At 71.1% G+C, this 19238-nt stretch carries 26 protein-coding genes and 1 pseudogene; 17 read left to right on the top strand and 10 right to left on the bottom strand.

Translation table 11 applies throughout. The annotated features are described in order from the left end of the window. A partial coding sequence (locus ONA70_RS24150; RefSeq protein ID WP_265008764.1) for an ATP-binding cassette domain-containing protein occupies positions 1–307 on the bottom strand: 307 nt, incomplete at its 3' end. A gap of 240 nt (positions 308–547) precedes the next feature. Here ONA70_RS24150 and ONA70_RS24145 point away from each other — a divergent pair. From ONA70_RS24145 to ONA70_RS24120, 6 genes are all read left to right on the top strand, one after another. Then, a complete protein-coding gene (locus tag ONA70_RS24145) occupies positions 548–1096 on the top strand; it encodes a Uma2 family endonuclease (RefSeq protein WP_265008763.1) in 549 nt (182 codons plus the stop codon). 33 nt (positions 1097–1129) lie between these two features. Further along, positions 1130–2566 (top strand): TldD/PmbA family protein, encoded by a 1437-nt coding sequence (locus ONA70_RS24140; RefSeq protein ID WP_265008762.1) that lies wholly within the window; start codon positions 1130–1132, stop codon positions 2564–2566. Then, positions 2563–3972, top strand: coding sequence for a TldD/PmbA family protein (locus tag ONA70_RS24135; RefSeq protein WP_265008761.1), 1410 nt, complete (start codon positions 2563–2565; stop codon positions 3970–3972). Before ONA70_RS24140 ends, ONA70_RS24135 begins: the two co-directional genes overlap by 4 nt. 281 nt (positions 3973–4253) lie before the next feature. Continuing rightward, on the top strand, positions 4254–5060 hold the full coding sequence (locus tag ONA70_RS24130; protein ID WP_265008760.1) for a hypothetical protein: 807 nt from the start codon (positions 4254–4256) through the stop codon (positions 5058–5060). 11 nt (positions 5061–5071) lie between these two features. Further along, positions 5072–6982 (top strand): fumarate reductase/succinate dehydrogenase flavoprotein subunit, encoded by a 1911-nt coding sequence (locus ONA70_RS24125; RefSeq protein ID WP_265008759.1) that lies wholly within the window; start codon positions 5072–5074, stop codon positions 6980–6982. A gap of 3 nt (positions 6983–6985) precedes the next feature. Next, positions 6986–8089, top strand: coding sequence for a succinate dehydrogenase/fumarate reductase iron-sulfur subunit (locus ONA70_RS24120; RefSeq protein ID WP_265008758.1), 1104 nt, complete (start codon positions 6986–6988; stop codon positions 8087–8089). Positions 8090–8174: 85 nt separating this feature from the next. Here ONA70_RS24120 and ONA70_RS24115 read toward each other — a convergent pair whose 3' ends face one another. After that, positions 8175–8615 carry a (deoxy)nucleoside triphosphate pyrophosphohydrolase gene (locus tag ONA70_RS24115; RefSeq protein WP_265008757.1) on the bottom strand — a complete coding sequence of 147 codons (441 nt, stop codon included), beginning with the start codon at positions 8613–8615 and terminating at the stop codon, positions 8175–8177. 184 nt (positions 8616–8799) lie between these two features. Here ONA70_RS24115 and ONA70_RS24110 point away from each other — a divergent pair, with 184 nt between their 5' ends. Beyond that, entirely contained in the window at positions 8800–9108 is a 309-nt protein-coding gene (locus ONA70_RS24110; RefSeq protein ID WP_265008756.1) for a 4a-hydroxytetrahydrobiopterin dehydratase, read from the top strand. A gap of 33 nt (positions 9109–9141) precedes the next feature. Continuing rightward, complete coding sequence (locus ONA70_RS24105; protein WP_265008755.1) at positions 9142–9504, top strand: PH domain-containing protein; 363 nt, start codon at positions 9142–9144, stop codon at positions 9502–9504. Positions 9505–9574: 70 nt separating this feature from the next. On the opposite strand, the gene ONA70_RS24100 is transcribed toward ONA70_RS24105, so the two are convergent. Continuing rightward, on the bottom strand, positions 9575–10024 hold the full coding sequence (locus tag ONA70_RS24100) for a hypothetical protein (RefSeq protein ID WP_265008754.1): 450 nt from the start codon (positions 10022–10024) through the stop codon (positions 9575–9577). A gap of 116 nt (positions 10025–10140) precedes the next feature. Between ONA70_RS24100 and ONA70_RS24095 the strand changes: the two genes are divergently transcribed. After that, positions 10141–10848: a SanA/YdcF family protein gene (locus ONA70_RS24095; RefSeq protein WP_265008753.1), complete on the top strand. Its 708-nt coding sequence runs from the start codon at positions 10141–10143 to the stop codon at positions 10846–10848. An 8-nt stretch (positions 10849–10856) separates the two neighbouring features. Here ONA70_RS24095 and ONA70_RS24090 read toward each other — a convergent pair. Together ONA70_RS24090 and ONA70_RS24085 are read right to left on the bottom strand one after the other, a co-directional pair. Beyond that, positions 10857–11116 (bottom strand): annotated as a pseudogene (locus ONA70_RS24090) (hypothetical protein). After that, positions 11113–11430: a DivIVA domain-containing protein gene (locus ONA70_RS24085; RefSeq protein WP_265008752.1), complete on the bottom strand. Its 318-nt coding sequence runs from the start codon at positions 11428–11430 to the stop codon at positions 11113–11115. Before ONA70_RS24085 ends, ONA70_RS24090 begins: the two are co-directional and overlap by 4 nt. 429 nt (positions 11431–11859) lie before the next feature. Here ONA70_RS24085 and ONA70_RS24080 point away from each other — a divergent pair, with 429 nt between their 5' ends. The 6 genes from ONA70_RS24080 to ONA70_RS24055 all read left to right on the top strand — a co-directional run bounded on the left by ONA70_RS24080 (position 11860) and on the right by ONA70_RS24055 (position 15748). After that, complete coding sequence (locus ONA70_RS24080) at positions 11860–12279, top strand: nucleotidyltransferase domain-containing protein (protein WP_265008751.1); 420 nt, start codon at positions 11860–11862, stop codon at positions 12277–12279. Between the two features lie 48 nt (positions 12280–12327). Next, complete coding sequence (locus ONA70_RS24075; RefSeq protein WP_265008750.1) at positions 12328–12693, top strand: hypothetical protein; 366 nt, start codon at positions 12328–12330, stop codon at positions 12691–12693. Between the two features lie 62 nt (positions 12694–12755). Then, a complete protein-coding gene (locus ONA70_RS24070) occupies positions 12756–13181 on the top strand; it encodes a DUF6234 family protein (protein WP_265008749.1) in 426 nt (141 codons plus the stop codon). A gap of 72 nt (positions 13182–13253) precedes the next feature. Further along, positions 13254–13742, top strand: coding sequence for a SigE family RNA polymerase sigma factor (locus ONA70_RS24065; RefSeq protein WP_265008748.1), 489 nt, complete (start codon positions 13254–13256; stop codon positions 13740–13742). After that, complete coding sequence (locus tag ONA70_RS24060) at positions 13739–14779, top strand: hypothetical protein (protein ID WP_265008747.1); 1041 nt, start codon at positions 13739–13741, stop codon at positions 14777–14779. Before ONA70_RS24065 ends, ONA70_RS24060 begins: the two co-directional genes overlap by 4 nt. A gap of 192 nt (positions 14780–14971) precedes the next feature. Then, entirely contained in the window at positions 14972–15748 is a 777-nt protein-coding gene (locus ONA70_RS24055) for a hypothetical protein (RefSeq protein WP_265008746.1), read from the top strand. 27 nt (positions 15749–15775) lie between these two features. Here the strand turns inward: ONA70_RS24055 and ONA70_RS24050 are convergent, their stop codons facing one another. The 5 genes from ONA70_RS24050 to ONA70_RS24030 form a co-directional block, all read right to left on the bottom strand. Continuing rightward, a complete protein-coding gene (locus ONA70_RS24050) occupies positions 15776–16054 on the bottom strand; it encodes a hypothetical protein (RefSeq protein ID WP_265008745.1) in 279 nt (92 codons plus the stop codon). A 141-nt stretch (positions 16055–16195) separates the two neighbouring features. After that, positions 16196–16639 (bottom strand): SRPBCC family protein, encoded by a 444-nt coding sequence (locus ONA70_RS24045; protein ID WP_265008744.1) that lies wholly within the window; start codon positions 16637–16639, stop codon positions 16196–16198. A gap of 14 nt (positions 16640–16653) precedes the next feature. Then, positions 16654–17016 carry an ArsR/SmtB family transcription factor gene (locus ONA70_RS24040; RefSeq protein ID WP_265008743.1) on the bottom strand — a complete coding sequence of 121 codons (363 nt, stop codon included), beginning with the start codon at positions 17014–17016 and terminating at the stop codon, positions 16654–16656. Further along, entirely contained in the window at positions 17013–17474 is a 462-nt protein-coding gene (locus tag ONA70_RS24035) for an SRPBCC domain-containing protein (RefSeq protein ID WP_265008742.1), read from the bottom strand. The genes ONA70_RS24040 and ONA70_RS24035 overlap by 4 nt, the downstream gene beginning before the upstream one ends. Positions 17475–17600: 126 nt before the next feature. Beyond that, positions 17601–18305 (bottom strand): aminoglycoside phosphotransferase family protein, encoded by a 705-nt coding sequence (locus ONA70_RS24030; RefSeq protein ID WP_265008741.1) that lies wholly within the window; start codon positions 18303–18305, stop codon positions 17601–17603. Between the two features lie 121 nt (positions 18306–18426). Between ONA70_RS24030 and ONA70_RS24025 the strand changes: the two genes are divergently transcribed. Both ONA70_RS24025 and ONA70_RS24020 read left to right on the top strand, forming a co-directional pair. Continuing rightward, a complete protein-coding gene (locus tag ONA70_RS24025) occupies positions 18427–18831 on the top strand; it encodes a hypothetical protein (RefSeq protein WP_265008740.1) in 405 nt (134 codons plus the stop codon). 194 nt (positions 18832–19025) lie between these two features. Beyond that, positions 19026–19229, top strand: a complete 204-nt coding sequence (locus ONA70_RS24020) for a hypothetical protein (RefSeq protein ID WP_265008739.1) — start codon at positions 19026–19028, stop codon at positions 19227–19229. The last annotated feature ends 9 nt before the right edge of the window (positions 19230–19238 follow it).

Below are 19238 nucleotides of genomic sequence, written 5' to 3'. Positions count from 1 at the left end.
GCAACCCGACCACCTGACGGCCACCCACGGCGATCTCCCCAGTGATGGTGGCCCGCTTGGCGCTGTGCAAACCCAGGATCGCCAGCGAGGTCACGCTCTTGCCCGACCCGGACTCCCCCACGATCCCCAGGGTGCGACCCCGCTCCACCGAGAACGACACCCCGTCCACCGCCCGGACCACACCGTCCTCGGTGTCGAACCGCACCCGCAGATCCCTGACCTGCAGATACGGGTCCTCGCCGGAGCGCTGCTCCGGCACCACGGGGCGGTCCGGTTCCCCGGACGGCACCGACTCCGACCTGCCCATGACCGCCTCCCCCTCGGTAGCGAAGAGAACCTACAGGAAACTTCTGGAGGCGAAAATAAACTACAAACGGCGGGCCTGTCAGCGGCCACAGCGTAACGACTAGGTTTCCGACCTGAACAGGTCCTCACCTGGACATTCACGGTTGCGACTGGACATCCTCGGCTCGTCGTCGCACGGCAGGTGCGACCATGGTTGCGGCGACCACGGGAAGATTCCCGCCGGCACGAGGTGGAGGTGACCATGACCGCGGCGGTGTTCGGCCACGACGGACCGTGGACCGAAGAGGAGTACCTCGCCCTCGGCGAGACGCAGCAGCGCGTCGAACTCTTCGACGGGAGTCTTCACGTGACCCCTGCGCCCACCCCCCGGCACCAGAACATCTCCGGCGAACTGCGGGTAGCTCTCCGCGTCCCGGCACGCGAGGCGGGACTACACGTTCTCGAAGCCGTCAACGTTCGCCTCAGGCCCGGTCGAATTCCTATCCCCGATTTGGTGATCACCGGCCCCATCGACTTCGACGAGGTCAATGTCGAGGCGAGCGATGTCCGGCTGGTCTGCGAGATCATCTCGCCGAGCAACGCCGCCACCGACAAGGTGCTCAAGATGCACTACTACGCCGCCGCCGGGATCGAGTGGTATCTGCTGGTCGAGCAGGAGAACGGCACGCTTCACCTCTACCGACGGCATGGGCGGCACTACCGCGAGGAATCGGTGACCAAGCCCGGCGAAGTGCTGCAGCTGGCCGAGCCGGTCCACGCCACGATCAGGCCGGACGATCTCGTCCCCTGACGGATGTCGGTCGGCTCGCCTAGGGTCGGGCGCATGACCGAGTTCGAGGCGGCCACCGCCGCCGTCCAGGCCGCCCTCGACGCGGGAGCCCGGTACGCGGACGCCCGGGTGATGCACCGCCGCTACGAGTCGATGTCGGCGCGCAACGGCGACATCGAGGAGCTGACCCAGGACGAGAGCATCGGGCTGGGCGTCCGGGCACTGGTCGGGTCCAGTTGGGGCTTCCACGCTGTACCCGAGTTGTCGGACGCCGCGGCCCGCGAGGCCGGCCGGCGCGCCGCGGCGACCGCCACCGCGAGCGCGCGGGTCCCGGGCCCGCCGGTCGACCTGGTCCCGGTCCCGGCCGCGGTGGCGAGCTGGGCCTCCGACTGCGCGGTGGACCCGCTCGGCGTCCCGCTCTCCGACAAGGGCGACCTGCTGGTCCGCGCCACCACCACGATGCGGGAACACGGCGCCGACCTGGCCGAGGGGCTCTACCAGATCTGGGACACCGCCAAGTGGTTCGTCTCCAGCGAGGGGCACCGGATCGACCAGCGGATCCGGGAGTGCGGCGGGGGCATCTCGGCCACCTCGATCGGCGACGGCGAGACCCAGCGCCGGTCCTGGCCGAGCTACCGCGGGCAGTACGGCACCACGGGCTGGGAGCTGGTCACCTCGCTCGACCTGGCCGGGCACGCCGCCCGGATCGCCGAGGAGTCCCGGGAGCTGCTCACCGCCCCGGAGTGCCCGGCCGGCGAGACCGACCTGATCCTCGGCGGCGAGCAGCTCGCCCTGCAGATCCACGAGTCGGTCGGGCACGCCATCGAGCTGGACCGGATCCTCGGCTGGGAGGCGGCCTTCGCCGGCACCTCCTGGCTGGACCTGAGCCGGCTCGGCTCGCTGCGCTACGGCTCCGAGCTGATGAACATCACCATCGACCCGACCATCCCCGGCGCGCTGGGCAGCTTCGGCTTCGACGACGAGGGCTCCCCCGCGGTCAAGCGGGACGCGGTCCGCGCCGGCCGCTGGGTGGGGGTGCTCGCCGGCCGCGACTCGGCCGCCGTCGCCGGTCTCGGCTACGGCGGCAGCGTACGGGCGGACGGCTGGGCCCGGCTGCCGATGGTGCGCATGACGAACGTGGGCCTCGAACCCGGGCCGCACACCCTCGACGAGATCATCGACGCCACCGACGACGGGGTGCTGATGGATCTCAACCGCTCCTGGTCGATCGACGACAAGCGGCTCAACTTCCAGTTCGGCTGCGAGGTCGGCTGGGAGGTGAAGAAGGGCCGGCGGGGCCGGATGCTGCGCAACCCGACCTACACCGGGATCGGGCCGGTCTTCTGGCGCTCGATGGACATGCTCTCCTCGGAGATCGTCCCGTGGGGCACACCGAACTGCGGGAAGGGGCAGCCCGGCCAGGTCGGGCACACCGGGCACCCGGCCGCCCCGGCCCGGTTCCGCAACGTACGGGTGGGGGTGCGGGCATGAGCGCCGAACTGGACCTCGCCGGCCGGGTGGTGGAGCTGGTCCGCCGGCTCGCCGGGCCGGACGCGCAGGCCGAGGTGGTGGTGACCCGGTCCGAGCTGGCGCTCAGCCGGTTCGCCAACTCGTTCATCCACCAGAGCGTCGCCGAGTCGGGCACCACGGTCCGGCTGCGGCTGTACACCGACGGGCGTACCGCGGCGGGCAGCGGCAGCCTGGTCGACACCGACGGGCTGACCGCGCTGGTCGAGCGGACCCTGACGGCGTCCCGGCTGGCCCCGCCCGACCCGGCCTGGCCGGGGCTCACCCCGCCCGCGCCGGTCCCGCCGGCCACCGTCTTCGACGAGGCCACCGCGTACGCCTCGGCGGACGAGCGGGCCACCCGGGTCCGCGCCTTCGTGGACGCGGTCGGCGGGCTGGAGGCGGCCGGCTACTGCCGCACGGCGTACCGGTCGGGGGCGTTCGCCAACTCGGCGGGGCACTCGGCGGTGGGCCGGACGGCCGAGGCGGCGATGGACGGCATCGCCCGCACCGGCGGGTCGGACGGGGTGGCCCGGCACTGCGCCGACCGGCTCGCCGACATCGACGGCGCGGCGCTCGGCACCCGGGCCGCGGCGAAGGCGCGCGCCGCCGTCGACCCGGTGGAACTGCCCCCGGGCCGGTACGAGGTGGTGCTCGAACCGGCCGCCGTCGCCGACCTGCTGCAGAACCTGGCCTGGTACGGCTTCAACGGCAAGCGGTACATCGAGCGGCAGTCCTTCGCCGAGCCTGGCCAGGCCCAGTTCGACCCGGCGGTGACCCTGGTGGACGACCCGCTGCACGCCTCCGGGCTGCCGTACGACCTGGAGGGGACGCCCCGTCGGGCGTTGCCCCTGGTCGACGCGGGCACCACCCGGGCGGTGGCGTACGACCGGCGCAGCGGCGCCGAGGCGGGCGCCGGGTCCACCGGGCACGGGATGGTCGGCGGCTCGACCTTCGGTCCGATCCCGCGCAACCTGCGCCTGCTCCCGACCGGCGACCGGGCGGCCGGCGGGCCCGGCGCGGCAGGTGGGCGGGTGAGCGGTGGGGTCACCGGGGCGGTAGCCGACCCGGACACCGCCGCGCTGGTCGCCGGCATGGCGCGCGGCGTGCTGGTCACCGACTTCTGGTACACCCGGGTGCTGGACCCGAAGCGCCTGGTCATCACCGGGCTGACCCGCAACGGGGTGTGGCTGATCGAGGACGGCGTGCCCACCCGGGCGGTGCGCGACTTCCGGTTCACCGAGTCGTATCCGCGGGCGCTGGGACCGGGCCGGGTGCTCGGCCTGGGCCGGACACCGGTGCGCCAGCCGGACCGGGTGGACGGCGCGTGGTGGGAGGCGCCGCCGCTGCGCCTGGCCTCGTGGCACTTCACCGGCGGCGCGTCCGGCTGACCCTTCACCGCTTCTCACGCGCCGCACGGCGCATCGTCCACCTCACCCACCGTATTGATCATGGTTCGGGTCTTTCCAATGCGCCGGACACACGGGACACTGCGTTGCGCGGCCGGGCCGCGAAGATCGGCGTAACGTGTGGCACTTAGCTGCGTCGGTTCGCCGACGCGGCCGCATGCGTGCGCAAGACGTGGCAGTGGACGCGGTCTCGCCCGGTCCGCTGGCCGGTAACGGAAGGTGATCTGCCGCCCCGCGAGGGCGCCGTCAGGGAGACGACTCGAATGACATCAACGGCAACGAAGCCGCGAGGGGCGCGGGCACGCGCCGCGATAGCGGCGAAGACGTTGCGAACCGACCGCTGGTGGTTTGCGCCACTGATCACCGTCGTCGGGCTCAGCGCCTGGGTCATCTACGCGACGGTCCGGGTCTTCATGCACAAGTGGTTCTGGGTCGGCGAGTTCCACTACCTGACACCGTTCTACTCCCCCTGCCTGACCGAGCGGTGCGGCGCGGGCTCGGCCCACATGGGCACCTTCCTGCCGGACTGGTGGATCATCCCGGACGCGGCGCTGACCCTGCCGTTCCTGCTGCTGTTCCGGCTGACCTGCTACTACTACCGCAAGGCCTACTACCGGTCGTTCTGGCTCACGCCGCCGGCCTGCGCGGTCCCGGACGGGCACAAGGCGTACAGCGGGGAGACCCGGTTCCCGCTGCTCGGGCAGAACCTGCACCGCTACTTCTTCTACGCGGCCGCGATCATCTCGCTCATCAACACCTACGACGCGATCTACGCCTTCCACTCGCCGAAGGGCTTCGGCTTCGGGCTGGGCAACCTGATCCTGATCGGCAACGTGGTGATGCTCTGGGCGTACACCATTTCCTGCCACTCCTGCCGGCACATCATCGGCGGCCGGCTCAAGCACTTCTCCAAGCACCCGCTGCGCTACCGGGCCTGGACCGGCGTGTCCTGGCTGAACGTGCGGCACATGCAGCTCGCCTGGATCACCCTCGGCACCCTGGCGCTCACCGACTTCTACGTCATGGCGGTCGCGGCCGGGTGGTTCAACGACCTGCGGTTCATCAACTGAAGGCCCGGGACATGACTGAGACGCGAATCGAACGACACCACTACGACGTCGTCGTGATCGGGGCCGGCGGCGCCGGCCTGCGCGCGGCGATCGAGGCCCGGCTGGCCGGCAAGAAGACCGCGATCATCTCCAAGTCGCTGTTCGGCAAGGCGCACACGGTGATGGCCGAGGGCGGCGCCGCGGCGGCGATGGGGAACGTGAACGCCCGCGACAACTGGCAGGTGCACTTCCGCGACACCATGCGCGGCGGCAAGTTCCTGAACAACTTCCGGATGGCCGAGCTGCACGCGAAGGAGTCGCCGCAGCGGATCTGGGAGCTGGAGACGTACGGCGCGCTCTTCGACCGCACCAAGGACGGGAAGATCTCCCAGCGCAACTTCGGCGGCCACGAGTACCCGCGGCTGGCGCACGTGGGTGACCGGACCGGCCTGGAGCTGATCCGTACCCTCCAGCAGAAGATCGTCTCGCTGCAGCAGGAGGACAAGCGCGAGTTCGGCGACTACGAGGCCCGGATCAAGGTCTTCGCCGAGACCACCATCACCGAGCTGCTGCTCGACGGCGAGCGGGTCGCCGGCGCGTTCGGCTACTACCGGGAGTCCGGCGAGTTCATCCTCTTCGAGGCCCCGGCGGTGGTCCTGGCCACCGGCGGCGTGGGCCGCTCCTACAAGGTCACCTCGAACTCGTGGGAGTACACCGGGGACGGTCACGCGCTGGCGCTGCGCGCCGGGGCGACTCTGATCAACATGGAGTTCCTCCAGTTCCACCCGACCGGCATGGTCTGGCCGCCCTCGGTGAAGGGCATCCTGGTCACCGAGTCGGTCCGCGGCGACGGCGGGGTGCTGAAGAACTCCGAGGGCAAGCGGTTCATGTTCGACTACGTGCCGGACGTCTTCCGCAAGCAGTACGCGGACAACGAGGCCGAGGCGGACCGCTGGTACAAGGACCCGGACAACAACCGGCGTCCACCCGAGCTGCTCCCCCGCGACGAGGTCGCCCGCGCGATCAACAGCGAGGTCAAGGCCGGTCGGGGTACGCCGGCCGGCGGTGTCTACCTGGACATCGCCTCGCGGTTGCCGGCCGAGGAGATCCGTCGCCGCCTGCCGTCGATGTACCACCAGTTCAAGGAGCTGGCCGACGTCGACATCACCAAGGAGCCGATGGAGGTCGGCCCGACCTGTCACTACGTGATGGGCGGCGTCGAGGTGGACCCGGACTCCGGGGCCGCGTACGGCACCGTGCGCGGGCTCTTCGCCGCCGGTGAGGTCTCCGGTGGCATGCACGGCTCCAACCGGCTCGGCGGCAACTCCCTCTCCGACCTGCTGGTCTTCGGCAAGCGGGCGGGCGGCCACGCCGCCTCGTACGCCGACCAGCTCACCGCCCGCCCGAAGGTGTCGGTGACGGCGGTGGAGGCCGCGGTGGAGACGGCGCTGGCGCCGCTGCAGCGGGACACCGGGGAGAGCCCGTACGTCCTCCAGCAGGACCTCCAGGCGGTGATGGGGGAACTGGTCGGGATCATCCGGCGGGAGGGTGAGCTGGCCGACGCCCTGGGCAAGCTCGCGGAGCTGCGCGAGCGGGTGGCCAAGGTGAGCGCGGCCGGCGGCCGGCGCTACAACCCGGGCTGGCACCTGGCGCTGGACCTGCGCAACATGCTGGTGGTCTCGGAGTGCACCGCGAAGGCCGCGCTGGAGCGGCAGGAGTCGCGCGGCGGGCACACCCGCGAGGACTTCCCCGGGATGGACCCGAAGTGGCGGCAGGTGAACCTGGTCTGCTCGCTGGACGGCGACGCCGTCCGCCTGGCCCAGAAGCCGCTGCCGAAGATGCGCCCGGAGCTGATCCAGCTCTTCGACCGGGCCGAGTTGGCCAAGTACCTGACCGACGAGGAACTCGCCGAGTTCGACGCCCTCACCGAGGAGGAGCGCTGAGGAATGGGCACTGAACCGAAGCAGGCGACCGGCAAGCCGGGCGCGAAGCGACAGTTCCGCATCTGGCGGGGCGACGAGACCGGCGGTGACCTGCAGGACTACACGGTCGAGGTCAACGAGGGCGAGGTCGTCCTCGACGTGATCCACCGCCTCCAGGCCACCGACGCGCCGGACCTGGCCTGCCGGTGGAACTGCAAGGCCGGCAAGTGCGGGTCCTGCTCCATGGAGATCAACGGCAAGCCGCGCCTGAGCTGCATGACCCGGATGTCGACGTTCGAGGACGGCGAGACCGTCACGGTCACCCCGCTGCGGACGTTCCCGGTCATCCGGGACCTGGTCACGGACGTCTCGTTCAACTACGAGAAGGCCCGGGAGACGCCGGCGTTCGCCCCGCCGGCCGACGTGGCCCCCGGCGACTACCGGATGCAGCAGGTGGACGTCGAGCGCTCGCAGGAGTTCCGCAAGTGCATCGAGTGCTTCCTGTGCCAGAACGTCTGCCACGTGATCCGCGACCACGAGGAGAACAAGCAGGCGTTCTCCGGTCCCCGGTTCTTCATCCGGGCCGCCGAGTTGGACATGCACCCGCTCGACGCGAAGACCGACCGTAAGGAGTACGCGCAGGCCGAGATGGGCCTCGGCTTCTGCAACATCACCAAGTGCTGCACCGAGGTCTGCCCCGAGCACATCACGATCACCGACAACGCGATCATCCCCATGAAGGAGCGCGTCGTCGACCGCAGGTACGATCCCCTGGTGTGGCTTGGTAGCAAGATCTTCCGGAGGGGTCAGGTGCCTCAGACCAGCGTGACCAGCGGTCATTCCAGCGGTGCGGGGAGCACCGGCGCCGCCGACAGCGGGGTGCACTCGCACTCCGGCGGCTCGCACGACACGCGGGCCGAGCGGCAGGCGCAGCAGGGCGTCAACTGGCACCGTGAGGTGCCGCACCCGACCGCCCCGGCGGTGGACGCCAACGGGAAGCTGCCGCTGACCGAGCTGACCTTCGACAAGGCCGCCGCGCCGTCGCCGTTCGGCGACGACGTGGCCTTCCCGCTGCCGCCCGAGCACCTCAACTTCGCTCACCCGCAGCAGGACGAGCCGAAACACTGAGCAGCACGCAGAAGACGACGACGGGGGCCGCGGCGGATGCCGCCGGCCCCCGTCCCGTTTTCGCCCCGGTGTCCGCTTTCCCCGTTCAGCCGTTGCCGAGCAGGGGACGCAGCGCGGCGACCACCGGCGCGTCGGCGGGGAGCCAGGCAACGCTGTCGAGTTCGGTGGCGGAGAGCCAGCGCAGGTCGGAGTGCTCCAGGGCCTTCGGCTGGTCACCATGGAGGAGGCGGGCCACGTACACCCGGAGGACCGAACGTCCGTGGGCCATCCGCACGTCCCGGCCGACCCGCGCGCCGATCTCCACGCGTACGTCGAGCTCCTCGGCGCACTCGCGGACGAGCGCGTCGATCTCGCCCTCGCCCGGCTCGACCTTGCCGCCGGGGAACTCCCAGCGCCCGGCCACCTCGGGCGGCGCCGAGCGGGCGCAGGCCAGCACCCTGCCGTCCGCGATGATCGCCGCCCCGACGATCACCTTCGGTTCCCGCCGCTCGGTCTGCCCGTTACCGCTAACCCGTTCGGTCCGCACGGCCGTCCAGCGTGCCAGATCAATCGGCGGTTTGGGTAGCTGAGGCCGACGTCAGGCCAGCAGAAGACGGAAGTGTGGGCGTGGACACACCATCCGCGCGACGACAGACTAGAAGTCGTCCACGAGGACACGGGATGGCGACGATTTGGCCACAAGCCGGCAACGACGCCTGGGAGGTGCGGTGATGCGTGTGCTGTTCAACAGCCGGTCGAAGCACGACTACCTCAGCGACGCCCTCGCCCTGCTGTCCGGGTGGACCCGCGAGGGCGAGCAGATCCGCCGCACCCTCGTCCTGGACGACACCCAGCACGCCGCGCTGACCGAGCGGGTCGCGGTGGTCGCCGACGCGCTGCGGCTGCGTCCCGAGATCAGCCGCCGGGCCGACCGTACGCAGATCAAGGTGGGCCACGGCGACGGCGAGCCGCTCACCGAGGGTGAGGTCCTGCTGGCCGCGCGCATCGAGGACGCGGTCCGCGCGGTCACCGAGTCCTGAGCCGACTGGCACGCCCCACCTACCGTCGGCTGCATGGCCAGTCCGACGTACGACCGCAGGGAACAGTTCCAGCAGATCCAGAGCGGCCTCCTGGCCGGCGAACAGATCATCGCCGTCTACGACGCGATCGGCACGGGCACCGGGTTCATCGGCCTGACCGACCGGCGGGTGATCATCCAGGACCGTTCCTTCGTCGGCAAGAAGTACGCCATCACCAGCATCCCGTACTCGAAGATCACCAGCGTGAGCGTGGTGAGCAACAAGTCGTGGGGCGGGTCCTTCTTCTCCACCGGCGCGATCGCCATCCACGTCGGCACGCACACCTACGAGGTCGAGTTCCGGGGCGCCCAGAAGAGCCACCACGTGCACAACGTGATCCTCCACCACATCTCCTGACCGCATGGAGAACCTGGCGGCCGCGCTCTACGACGTGGAGAACCCGTGGGGGCGCGACGCCTGACCGCGCTCAGCGGCGGTACGTCAGCCCGAAGTCGACCGTCCAGTCGACCCCGTCGGTGGACTTCTCCCAGCGCCCCTGGATCTCGTCGTCGCCGACCGTAGCGATCCAGCGCTGGTGGAAGCCGGGCGCGTCCCGCCACATCCGCCAGGCCCGGTCCGCGAACGTCATCTGGTAGATCCGGTGCACGCCGCGCGCGTCGGCGTACAGCACGCTGAACGCCTCGGCTGTGTCGTCGAGCCCGATCAGTTGCGTGCTCGGCAGCGGGTTGTTCTCCCGCCACGCCTGCGGCGCGGTGTCCGGCAACGGTTCCGCGTCGGTGAACTGCCGCAGGTACTTCCCGTCCTCGACCCAGGTGAACTCCGTCCACCCGGCACCGAGCCCGTCGACCTCCGGCTGCACCGTCCACCGCCCGACGAGCACGTCGAGCCGCGCGAGCACGGGATTCCGCTGCACCATCTCGTTCTCCTCCCGCTGTCGGAGCCTTCACGCTAGTCCCGACCGGAGGGGGATGCGGGGCGCGACAGCGCGGCGCGGCCGGAAAGTCCGTGCGCCGGGCCGGAATAATCGTCCGCATGCGGGGGCGATTCATGGCGGTCAGGCGTTGGTTCCGGACGCACCGGCGGTTCGTGCGCCGCGTACTCCTGGTGGCGGCCGCCGGCGTGGTGCTGCTGGCCGGCGGGGTGGCGGGCAGCGCGGCGTGGATCCGCGGCGGCGCGGACGGCCACGTCTTCACCGAGGCCGACGTGCCGGCGGCGCCGGTCGCCCTGGTCCTGGGCACCAAGGTGAGCGCCGACGGCACGCCCTCGCCGTTCCTCGCCGGCCGGCTGGAGATCGCGCAACGGCTGTTCGACGCCGGCAAGGTCCGGGCGATCCTGGTGTCCGGCGACAACATGAACGCCGACTACAACGAGCCCGACGCGATGCGGCGCTGGCTGGTCGACCGGGGCGTGCCGGCGCACAAGGTGGTCCTGGACTACGCCGGCTTCGACACGTACGACTCGTGCGCCCGGGCGAAGCGGATCTTCGGGGTGGACCGGGCGACCGTGGTGACCCAGTCCTTCCACCTGCCCCGTGCCGTGTCCCTGTGCCGCCACCTCGGCATCGACGCCAACGGCGTGGGCGACGACACCGCCAGGCGCTACGCCCAGCGCTGGTGGATCAGTTCCACCCGCGAGTACGGCGCCTGCGTCAAGGCGGCGGTGGACGTGCTCTCCGGCCGTGACCCGATGCACCTCGGCCGCCACGAGACCGGCGTCGAGGACGCCCTCCGCGCCGGCTGACCGCGCCGTCAACCGGTGAGCCGGCGGGCGCACGGCCCGTCGTGGTCGGCCCGGAGCAGGCACCGCCGGCCGCCGGGCAGCCGCAGGTCGCAGAAGACCCGATGGCGTACGTGCTGCGCGTCCTCGGCGGAGACGGTGGTCTCCCCGGGTCGGCCTGGGCGAGCAGCCCGGCCCAGCGGGCCACCACCCGGGCCAGGCGTACCGCGCCGGCCAGGTCCTTGGCGGCCACCGGCAGGTGGATGACGAATCGTTCCGGCTCGACCGTCACCGGTACCGCCCCGCGTTGGCCCGCTGCTGCGCCTGCTCGGACTGCCAGCGCCGCAGCGCGTCCTTGATCCGGGCCGACTCCTGCCGGCTGTCGCCCAGCGCCCGGTAGGCGGCGGCGAGATCGTCGGCCACCCGGTCGAGGAATTCCCGCACCTCCCCCGGGTCGAGCCCGCGCCGGCCCAGCCGGGTCGCCCGGAACCGCCGCTGGCGCACCTGCCAGGGCAGCAGCGGGACGTACGTCGAGGAGCGGTAGCAGGTCGACGGGCCGCCTCGCGGCCGCTCATTCCGGCGTAGCCCACGGAAGAAGGCACGCATGATCGCCCACCTCGTTTCGGTCGAGGACTGGAAGGGGTGGCCACCCGCCCGCCGCGCGCGGGCCGACCACCCCGCCCCACCGCCGCAGCTCACCTCAGCAGTACGGCAGCTGGTCAGCAACGAAGGGACCCGCTCGGGTGAATCCACACCGTTACCCGACGAGCACCCTTCGCTGTGGATGACCCGGCCGCGATGCGGTTCGCATGGCCATCGCGCTGCTGAGGTCGGAAGGACTTGTCACCACCAGCCGGCCGATGGGGACCCGCGTCCGCGAGACCCCGCAGCGACGGCAGGTCGAGCTGACTCCGGGCGCGACGGTGATCGCGCGGATGCCGAGCGGTCGCCCGGCCTGAACCGGCGGTGTCGTCGGCGGGCCCCGGGTACCGGGACCGGTGAAATCCGCTTGCTGGCCCTGGCAGCGTCGACGGTGTGGACGCCTTCGAGGAACTGCTCGCCCGCGCGAAAGCCGACCCAGCCGTCGTCGGTCTGGTGCTGACCGGTTCGCAGGCCCGCGGCACGGCGACCGTCCACTCCGACCACGACGTGTACGTGGTGGTCCGGGCGCGGGACGAGCGGTGGCGGGCCACCCGACGTAGCCCCGAGCTGCTCACCACGGTGTTCGCCCTGCACGGCCGCCTCCGGCCGTACAACACGTACCTGCGCTGGGAGTTGGAGACGTACCCCCTGCCGGCACCCTGGACCGCGGCGGACCTGCCGGCACGGGCGCTGGGTGACCCGGTGGGGCTCTTCCCCGACGTGGCGCGGCTGGCCCGCGACCGCGGCCACGGCGACGTGCTGGACGCCTGGGGCGACGACCTGGCCCTCCTCATCGAGGTGCCCGGCGGCTGACGGCGCGGGATCACCCCGCGCGCTCGGCGTGGCCGATATGGTCGTCGGGTGGTCAAGCTGGGCGAGCAGACACTGGCGGCGGTCGGTCGGATGACCGTCGCGGCGACCGAGTTGGAGCACGTGCTGGCCGGGATCGCCGCGGCCGACGCCGACGCGATTTTCGCGCGAGCCGGAGCGCCGCTGCGGGCCGCGCGGGAGGCGGTCCGGTCCCTGCCGGCAGCGTGCCGGGACGAGTACGTCCACCTGGTCGAGGGTGCCGCCACCCAACTGGCGCTGAGCCAGGCCGCGCTGCGGGCCATGTGGCGGCCCGGCGGCCGGACCGACCCGGCGATGTTCGACGAGATCACCGCACGCCTGCTGCGCTGCCGGGACGCCCTGCACGAGCTGCGCGGCGCTCACCCGACGGTGGCCTGAGCCCGGTGCTCTGAGTACCGCGGCTCAGGCGGATCGGCTCGCCCGGCAGCAGGCTGGGCGGCATGACGTCTTCGACCTCGACCGTCCGCGCGCGTGGGCCCGTCGTCGGATTTCTGGTCCTGCTCTGGGTGGTGGGCCTGCTGGCGCTGGCCTGGTGGTGGTTCGCCCTCGGCATGCAGCAGTGGGCGGCGTCCTACTCGGGCTCGGGCCCCGAAACGGAACAACTCCGCCGGCAGGTGTCCCAGGTACTGATGATCATGCTCGTGGTGGCGGCGGCCGGCCCGGCGGTGATCGCGCTGGTGGCGTACCGGCTGCGGCTGGTCCGCACCGCGATCGTCTTCCTGGTGCTGGCCCTCGCGCTCGGCGTTCCGGGTCTGCCGTTGGCCGCCCACGCCTACCGCGACTCGACCCCGCCGCCCCCGCCGCCGGCATCGGTGCCCGGCTGCCACGAACTCAGCGGCGGCGACACCCGCTGCCCGGGCGGCTGACCCGCTGAGTCACCGGCCGACACGGTGTCACATCCGGCGGCGCCGGTGACGTTTCTGGGGCAGGAGGTGCACGTGGAGAGTTTCGACGAGGTGATCGCCGCCCGGCTACCGGCGCTGCTGCGCTACGCGGCCGTGCTGACCGGCAACCGGGACCTCGCCCAGGACGTGGTCCAAGATGCGCTGATCCGGGCGCACGCCCGCTGGGGGCGGATCGCCCGGATGGACCGGCCGGATCTCTACCTGCGCCGGATGGTGCTCACCGAGTACCTGTCGCTGCGGCGACGCGGGGCACGCCGGGCCGCGCTGGAGCAGGCCCGCCGGCCCGCCGAGGAGCACGGCCCGGACCACGCCGTCGGTCACGCCGAGCGCGACGACCTGTGGACCCGGCTCGCGGTACTGCCGCCGCAGCAGCGGGCCGTGCTGGTGCTGCGCTACTACGAGGACCTCTCCGACGGCGAGATCGCCGAGGTCTTGAACTGCGCCGTCGCGTCGGTACGGGTCTACCGGGCCCGTGCCTTCGCGACACTGCGCCTGAAGTGGGAACTGGAGGAGAGCCGATGACCGCACGACTGACCCGGGCACTCGCCGAGGGCGAGCGGTACACGCCGGACGCCGACGCGGTCCTGGCCGGGGTACGCGCGGGCATCGCCCGGGCCCGCCGGCGCCGCCGCTACACCGCCGCCGGCCTCGCCGCGTTCACCGTGCTCGCGCTCAGCGGCACGGCGGTGGTGGTCGGCCGCTCCGAACTCTCCTCCCCTCGCCCGGCGGGGAGCGCGACGCCGCCGGCAGTGCCGGCGCAGGAGTGCCGACTGAGCTTCGGCTGGCTGCCGGAGGGCCTGGCCGAGCCGAGCCGGAACTGCGGTCCCCGGCGGCAGAGCGTCCTGTATCCGATAACGGGCGGCCCGTACCTGGCCGTGTCGATCGACCAGTCGGGCTGGCAGGGACCGGCGAAGATCACCCCGGGATGGAAGCCCACCACGGTCAACGGTCGTACCGGCCAGATCGTGACCCGGCGGACCCGGGCATTCGTCCAATTCCCGCTGCCGTCTGGCCACTGGGTCGACATCGAGTACGGCGGCGGAAAGGGGGCGCCGGAACTGGAGGCGACGGCCCGGCGGATCGCCGAGCACATCAGTGAGACGCCCGCCGGATCACTCACCGCTCCGTTCACCCCGACGTACCTTCCGGCGGGTCAACGCCTCGCGTTCGTCGGGCAGCGCCGCGGTTCGGAGTTCAACGTCGCTTACCAGGACGGGTCGGGCCGGATCATCGGTTCGTCCGGAACTGCCACGACGCAGGATGGCGTCATTGTCGACGAGATAGAGATCGACTCCGGCACCGAGTACCACATCTCGTGGCGGTCGGACCTTGGCAACGACGACCCGACGGCTCTTGGCGAGCGGATCGGGAACATCCAGGGACATCCCGCCTACCTGCTCAACGGGGGCAGTCTGCTCACCATCGAGGGCTTCCACGGCGGGGAGCTGAGCGTGGCGGCCAACCTGCCGATCGATGAGCGAGGGCGGCCCCGGTCGGCGCCGGCCGGCCTCACATCTGTGCTGATCCGGATCGCCGAGGGCGTGCGCTGGCCGGGCTGAAACGGCTCGGCGGCAACCTGGGGCACGGCATCCGGCCGTCCGACGCGGCGGACAACATCGCACGCCCCCGTGCCGGGCGGCGATCTTGATACATTCGCACTTCGCCTTGAACCGAAAGAGGAATGCATCATGTCCGGCACGGGGGCCGAATCTGACGCGGGATCGACGACGGACGGGATAGCGGATCCCGGAGTGGCATCGACGCCGGCGTCCGCGCCGGCGGCCTGGCCCGCATCGCCACCGCCCCCCGGCCGTAACCGGGGCCTGGTCGTCGCCGTCGCGGTGCTGAGCGTGCTGCTGCTGGTGGCCTGTGCCGGACTGGTCGGCGGGGTCTTCCTGCTGCGCTCGGTGGAGAACAAGGTATCCAGCCCGACAACCGAGGCTCCCCTGTCGCCAGTGGACGACCACCGCCCCGTCGCCACTCCCGAGCCCACCGAGAGCGGGGCGCCCGCGCAGCAGGGGCCGTATGCCAGCGCGTACCCGGCGACCAAGAGCTCCGACCTGAACCGGGTGTGCGACGACAACATCTACTACCCGCAGTCGCCGAAGCGCGCCGGCAAGGCCCCGCACCCGGTGGTGCTGCTCGTCGACGACGGGTCGGGCCTCCGCTTCCAGAACGGCACCTACTACTACGACGAGGGCCTGTCGAAGCGGGTGGAGGAGACGTGGGCCGCGGAGAACCCGGCGAAGGTGCAGCTGGTCGCCTGCCTCGACCGGGTCAGCACCGGCTCGACGATCCGCCGCTGCAAGTTCGACGACCCGAAGCCGCTGACGCTGGCGCTGCTGCACGCCGGTTGGCGGCTGCGGGTCTACGAGGTGGCGACCGGCCGCAAGCTGCTGGACAAGGCCATGGCCGGCGATGATCAGAAATGTCCGTACGTCGTCCTGGCCGGCCCCGACAAGAAGATCTACGCCGAGGTCAGTGACCGGGCGGTGCTCGCCGCGCTCCGCAACCTCGTGAAGCGGTGACGGGGCACCGGCGCGCGCAGGCGGCAGCTATTCCTTCAGGTACCCGGTGGTGGGGTCGATCTCCGCGAGGAAGGCGCGGATGGCCTCCTCCATCTCCGGCCGGGTCATGGCAAAGCCGTCAGATCTGCTGAGGCCGAAGCCGTAGTCGTGCGGCCCGCTGAGCCAGTCGAAGTCGTAGCTGCCGGGCTCCCCGGCCCGTAGCCGAACGCGGAAGTCCTGCCCGTCGACGGTCATCATGACCGGGTCACCCTGATAACGGGTTCGCATGTGCTCGGGCACGAGGCCCGGCTCCGGCTCGGTCGACATGCCGGCTCCTCTCCCTGGTCGGCCCGGCAGGCGGCTACCCATCGTCCCAGCTCCGACCGGTCACGGCATCGGCCCTGCCACACCGGTCGCCGTCCGGGTGGCAGGGCCGATGTCGCGATCCTCGTCGGGCGTCGCCGGGGGTCAGTGCCAGTCGCTGATCTTCACGTCGCGCGGATCGGGGGTGCCTTCCCCGGTCTCGAGGAGCTGCTTGAGGCTCATCAGGAAGGTCGCCCACTTGGTGCTGCAGTGGTACATGAACTCGACCGGCTCACGCCAGCCCTCGTGCTTGAACAGCACGATCGTGTAGTCGCCGTCCTGGCGGAGGTCCCACTGCACGCTGGTGCCGATCCACTCCTGCGGTCCGGCCACGACGTCCCAGCGGACGAGCCGGCCCGGATCGAGCTCGACGACCTTCATGTCGAACCCGCCCGGCCCGAACCGGAATTCGATCACGCCGCCGAGATCGGTCTCCCCCGACGTCTTTTCGGTCCACCAGCCGGACAGGCCGTCCAGGGTGGTGAGCGCGTCGTACACCTGCTCCGGCGAGGACTGCTCGACGCCGATGCGGTGCAGGATGTCTGCCATGTCCGTGCTCCTCGCTACTGCTTCTGCTCGGTCTCGTGCTTCGCGTCCTTGCCACGCTGGATCGTCTCGGCGATGCGCTTGATGCTCCGGAGACGGGAGTCCCAGGCGGCGCCGACCTCGGCGAGCTGGGCGACGGCGCGGGCGAGCTGGGCCTGATCGACCCGGAACTGCTTCTCGCGGCCGGCGGCGGTGGCGTGCACCAGGCCGACCCGGTCGAGGACGGCGAGGTGCTTGGCCACCGCCTGACGGGTCACCGGGAGGTGATCGCTCAGGCTGGTCGCCGTCCCGCTTCCTTCACTCAGCAGCAGGTCGAGCATCCGGCGCCGGGTCGGGTCACCGACCGCCGACCAGAGGTCGTCGTCCACCATCGCGCTCATGCGCCCGCTCCGACCTTCGCGGCGTACGCGGGCAGCCGCGGCAGGAAGAAGTCCCAGCCCGTGACGTGCTCGGCGTACTCGGCGGCGACCTTCGCCTCGTCCCAGCCGCGCTCGCGGAAGCCGGTCTCGGTCAGCCGCAGCAAGGTCCCGCTCCCGGCGGGCTCGAGTTCGAAGACGACCAGAAACGAGTTGCCCGGGGCGGCGGTCTCCCCCTCCTCGTGGGTCCACCGGAAGGAGAAGAGCCGCGGCGGCACGGCGTCGACGACCGTGAACTGCACCCAGGTGCCACCCTGCGAGAAGTCCCCGAAGCCGATGCGTCCCGCTCCCCCGGGCACGGCCGGGAACTCCGCCTCGTCCGGCCACCACTCGCGCAGGTGCTCAGGACTGCTCACCACGTCGAAGACAACCTCCGGTGAGGCGTCGATGTGGATTTCCCGCTCGATCGTTCCGAACTCCATGATCGCCAGCCTTTCGCAACGTTTGGTTGCACGTCAGACTAGCCCGACCCGCGAGCATGCGCAACCGTTAGTTGCATGACGGCGCCGCGCAGGCCGGAATCAGACCTTTGAGGCGCGCCGCCGCGGTCAGGCGCGGTCGGACAGGACCGCTCCCACCGCCCGCTGGGCGAGGGCGTACATCGTCGGGTTGGTCTCCCGGTAATAGGTCAGAGCGCTGATGAAGGTCAGCGCCCAACCCTTGCCGCGCGCCCAGGTCGCGTCATCGAACCCGGCCGTCTCGCGGAAGACCTCGCGCGAGTCGGAGTCGAGGAGTGTCCACGCTGCCATCGCGTCGCAGGCGGGGTCGCCGACGCCCGCCGCACCGAAGTCGATCAGGCCGCAGAGGCGGCCGTCCTTGACAAGCACGTTGCCGGGAAGCAGGTCACCGTGGGTCCAGACGGGTGGACCGTCCCAGGCCGGCGCGGCCAGCGCCGCCTCCCAGATCGACATGACCGCGTCGACGTCGACCATGCCGCGGGCGGCCTCGGCCCACTCCCGCAGGTATTCGTCGCGGCCGCTCAGCGGGCCGCTGCGGTACCCGGCACGGGCGCCGACGGTGTCCGCCCGCCGCAGGCCGGCCACCATCTCGCCGAGGTCGGCGGCGAAGCGTCGCGGATCGCTGTTGCCGTCGGTCGGGTGTTCGCCATCGACCCAGCGATAGACCGCCCACGGCCACGGATACCCCTCGGCCGGCCGGCCGACGGCGCACGACTGCGGCACTGCCACCGGCAGGTGCCGGGCGACGACGGGCAGCCACTCGTGCTCGAACTCGACCTGGGCAGGGGACTGCACGCGCTTCGGGCTGCTGGCATGATTCGCGCCGTGGGCCTTCTTTGCGGCTACTTCTCGGCTACCGCCGTAGTGATCGATGTTCTCGGTGGTCCGCGCGCCGCCTCAGGTCCGAGGTACTGAGGTGACCGAGGCCCAACGGCGCGGTGCCACCTGGTGGCTCGGGCGCACCTGCCTGGTGGCCGCGCTGCTCGTGCCGGTCAAGTTCGGTCTAATGCTGATCATCCTTGGGCCGGAGGCGTACCTCAGCTCCACCCAACCCGGGGGGACGTTCCTCGCCCTCGGGTTGGAGGTCTTCCTCTCCCTGGTGCCCACAGTGCTGCTTTTGGCGTTGTTTGCGGCGGTGGGTCAAGCGCTCGGAATCGGACTCGCGTTTCGCGTGCTCACCACGGTGCTGATCGCCGCTGTCGCGGCCCTGCCGGTCGTGTTCCTCAGCTGGGACGTCTACGCGATGATCGAGCTCCTCGGGCAGCTCGTGGTGGCTGCCGTCGCGGTTCGGTACGTGAACGCGCTGCGGCCTTCGGTGTGAAGGAATGACCAGGGCGCTACCACCTGCCCCGCTCCATTGCCTGTCCTGGTCAAGTAGTCCGCCGTCGTCCGCGAACGTCCAGACCCGCTCGCACCCGTCGTCAAGCAGGTAGTCACTCAACATCAGCGTCGTGGCACGATCATGCTCGTGCCTGACTGCCGATCCTCTGTCTCGCTGCCGTCGAGGAGCCGATGGTGAGTCGGCTTGGCGGCCTCATGTGCCTCGGCCTGATCAACCTTGCGGCATCGTTGGCCCTGCTCTGGATCACGAGGCGACAACCGCGCGACTCGCGGCAGATCAGGATGTCGGCGGTGGTCGGCGATGACGACAAGGCCCAAAGTCGGGTCGGCAAAGGTACGGCTGGGATGATCATGGCCATGTGGTTGGAGTCGCGGTGACGGCTACGT

Source organism: Micromonospora yasonensis, from assembly GCF_026013475.1.
Lineage (GTDB): Bacteria > Actinomycetota > Actinomycetes > Mycobacteriales > Micromonosporaceae > Micromonospora > Micromonospora yasonensis.
Note: the sequence above shows the minus strand (reverse complement) of the source record. Positions and strands in the feature narration are given on the sequence as shown.

Coding starts and splice junctions, on each gene's coding strand:
- ONA70_RS24040 (WP_265008743.1), bottom strand. CDS start 17,016: ATGAGCGCGATGGTGGACGACGACCTCTGGTCGGCGGTCGGTGACCCG.
- ONA70_RS24110 (WP_265008756.1), top strand. CDS start 8,800: ATGCGTGTGCTGTTCAACAGCCGGTCGAAGCACGACTACCTCAGCGAC.
- ONA70_RS24130 (WP_265008760.1), top strand. CDS start 4,254: ATGACATCAACGGCAACGAAGCCGCGAGGGGCGCGGGCACGCGCCGCG.
- ONA70_RS24145 (WP_265008763.1), top strand. CDS start 548: ATGACCGCGGCGGTGTTCGGCCACGACGGACCGTGGACCGAAGAGGAG.
- ONA70_RS24125 (WP_265008759.1), top strand. CDS start 5,072: ATGACTGAGACGCGAATCGAACGACACCACTACGACGTCGTCGTGATC.
- ONA70_RS24120 (WP_265008758.1), top strand. CDS start 6,986: ATGGGCACTGAACCGAAGCAGGCGACCGGCAAGCCGGGCGCGAAGCGA.
- ONA70_RS24140 (WP_265008762.1), top strand. CDS start 1,130: ATGACCGAGTTCGAGGCGGCCACCGCCGCCGTCCAGGCCGCCCTCGAC.
- ONA70_RS24100 (WP_265008754.1), bottom strand. CDS start 10,024: ATGGTGCAGCGGAATCCCGTGCTCGCGCGGCTCGACGTGCTCGTCGGG.
- ONA70_RS24070 (WP_265008749.1), top strand. CDS start 12,756: ATGACGTCTTCGACCTCGACCGTCCGCGCGCGTGGGCCCGTCGTCGGA.
- ONA70_RS24060 (WP_265008747.1), top strand. CDS start 13,739: ATGACCGCACGACTGACCCGGGCACTCGCCGAGGGCGAGCGGTACACG.
- ONA70_RS24095 (WP_265008753.1), top strand. CDS start 10,141: ATGCGGGGGCGATTCATGGCGGTCAGGCGTTGGTTCCGGACGCACCGG.
- ONA70_RS24035 (WP_265008742.1), bottom strand. CDS start 17,474: ATGGAGTTCGGAACGATCGAGCGGGAAATCCACATCGACGCCTCACCG.
- ONA70_RS24135 (WP_265008761.1), top strand. CDS start 2,563: ATGAGCGCCGAACTGGACCTCGCCGGCCGGGTGGTGGAGCTGGTCCGC.
- ONA70_RS24045 (WP_265008744.1), bottom strand. CDS start 16,639: ATGGCAGACATCCTGCACCGCATCGGCGTCGAGCAGTCCTCGCCGGAG.
- ONA70_RS24085 (WP_265008752.1), bottom strand. CDS start 11,430: ATGCGTGCCTTCTTCCGTGGGCTACGCCGGAATGAGCGGCCGCGAGGC.
- ONA70_RS24105 (WP_265008755.1), top strand. CDS start 9,142: ATGGCCAGTCCGACGTACGACCGCAGGGAACAGTTCCAGCAGATCCAG.
- ONA70_RS24050 (WP_265008745.1), bottom strand. CDS start 16,054: ATGTCGACCGAGCCGGAGCCGGGCCTCGTGCCCGAGCACATGCGAACC.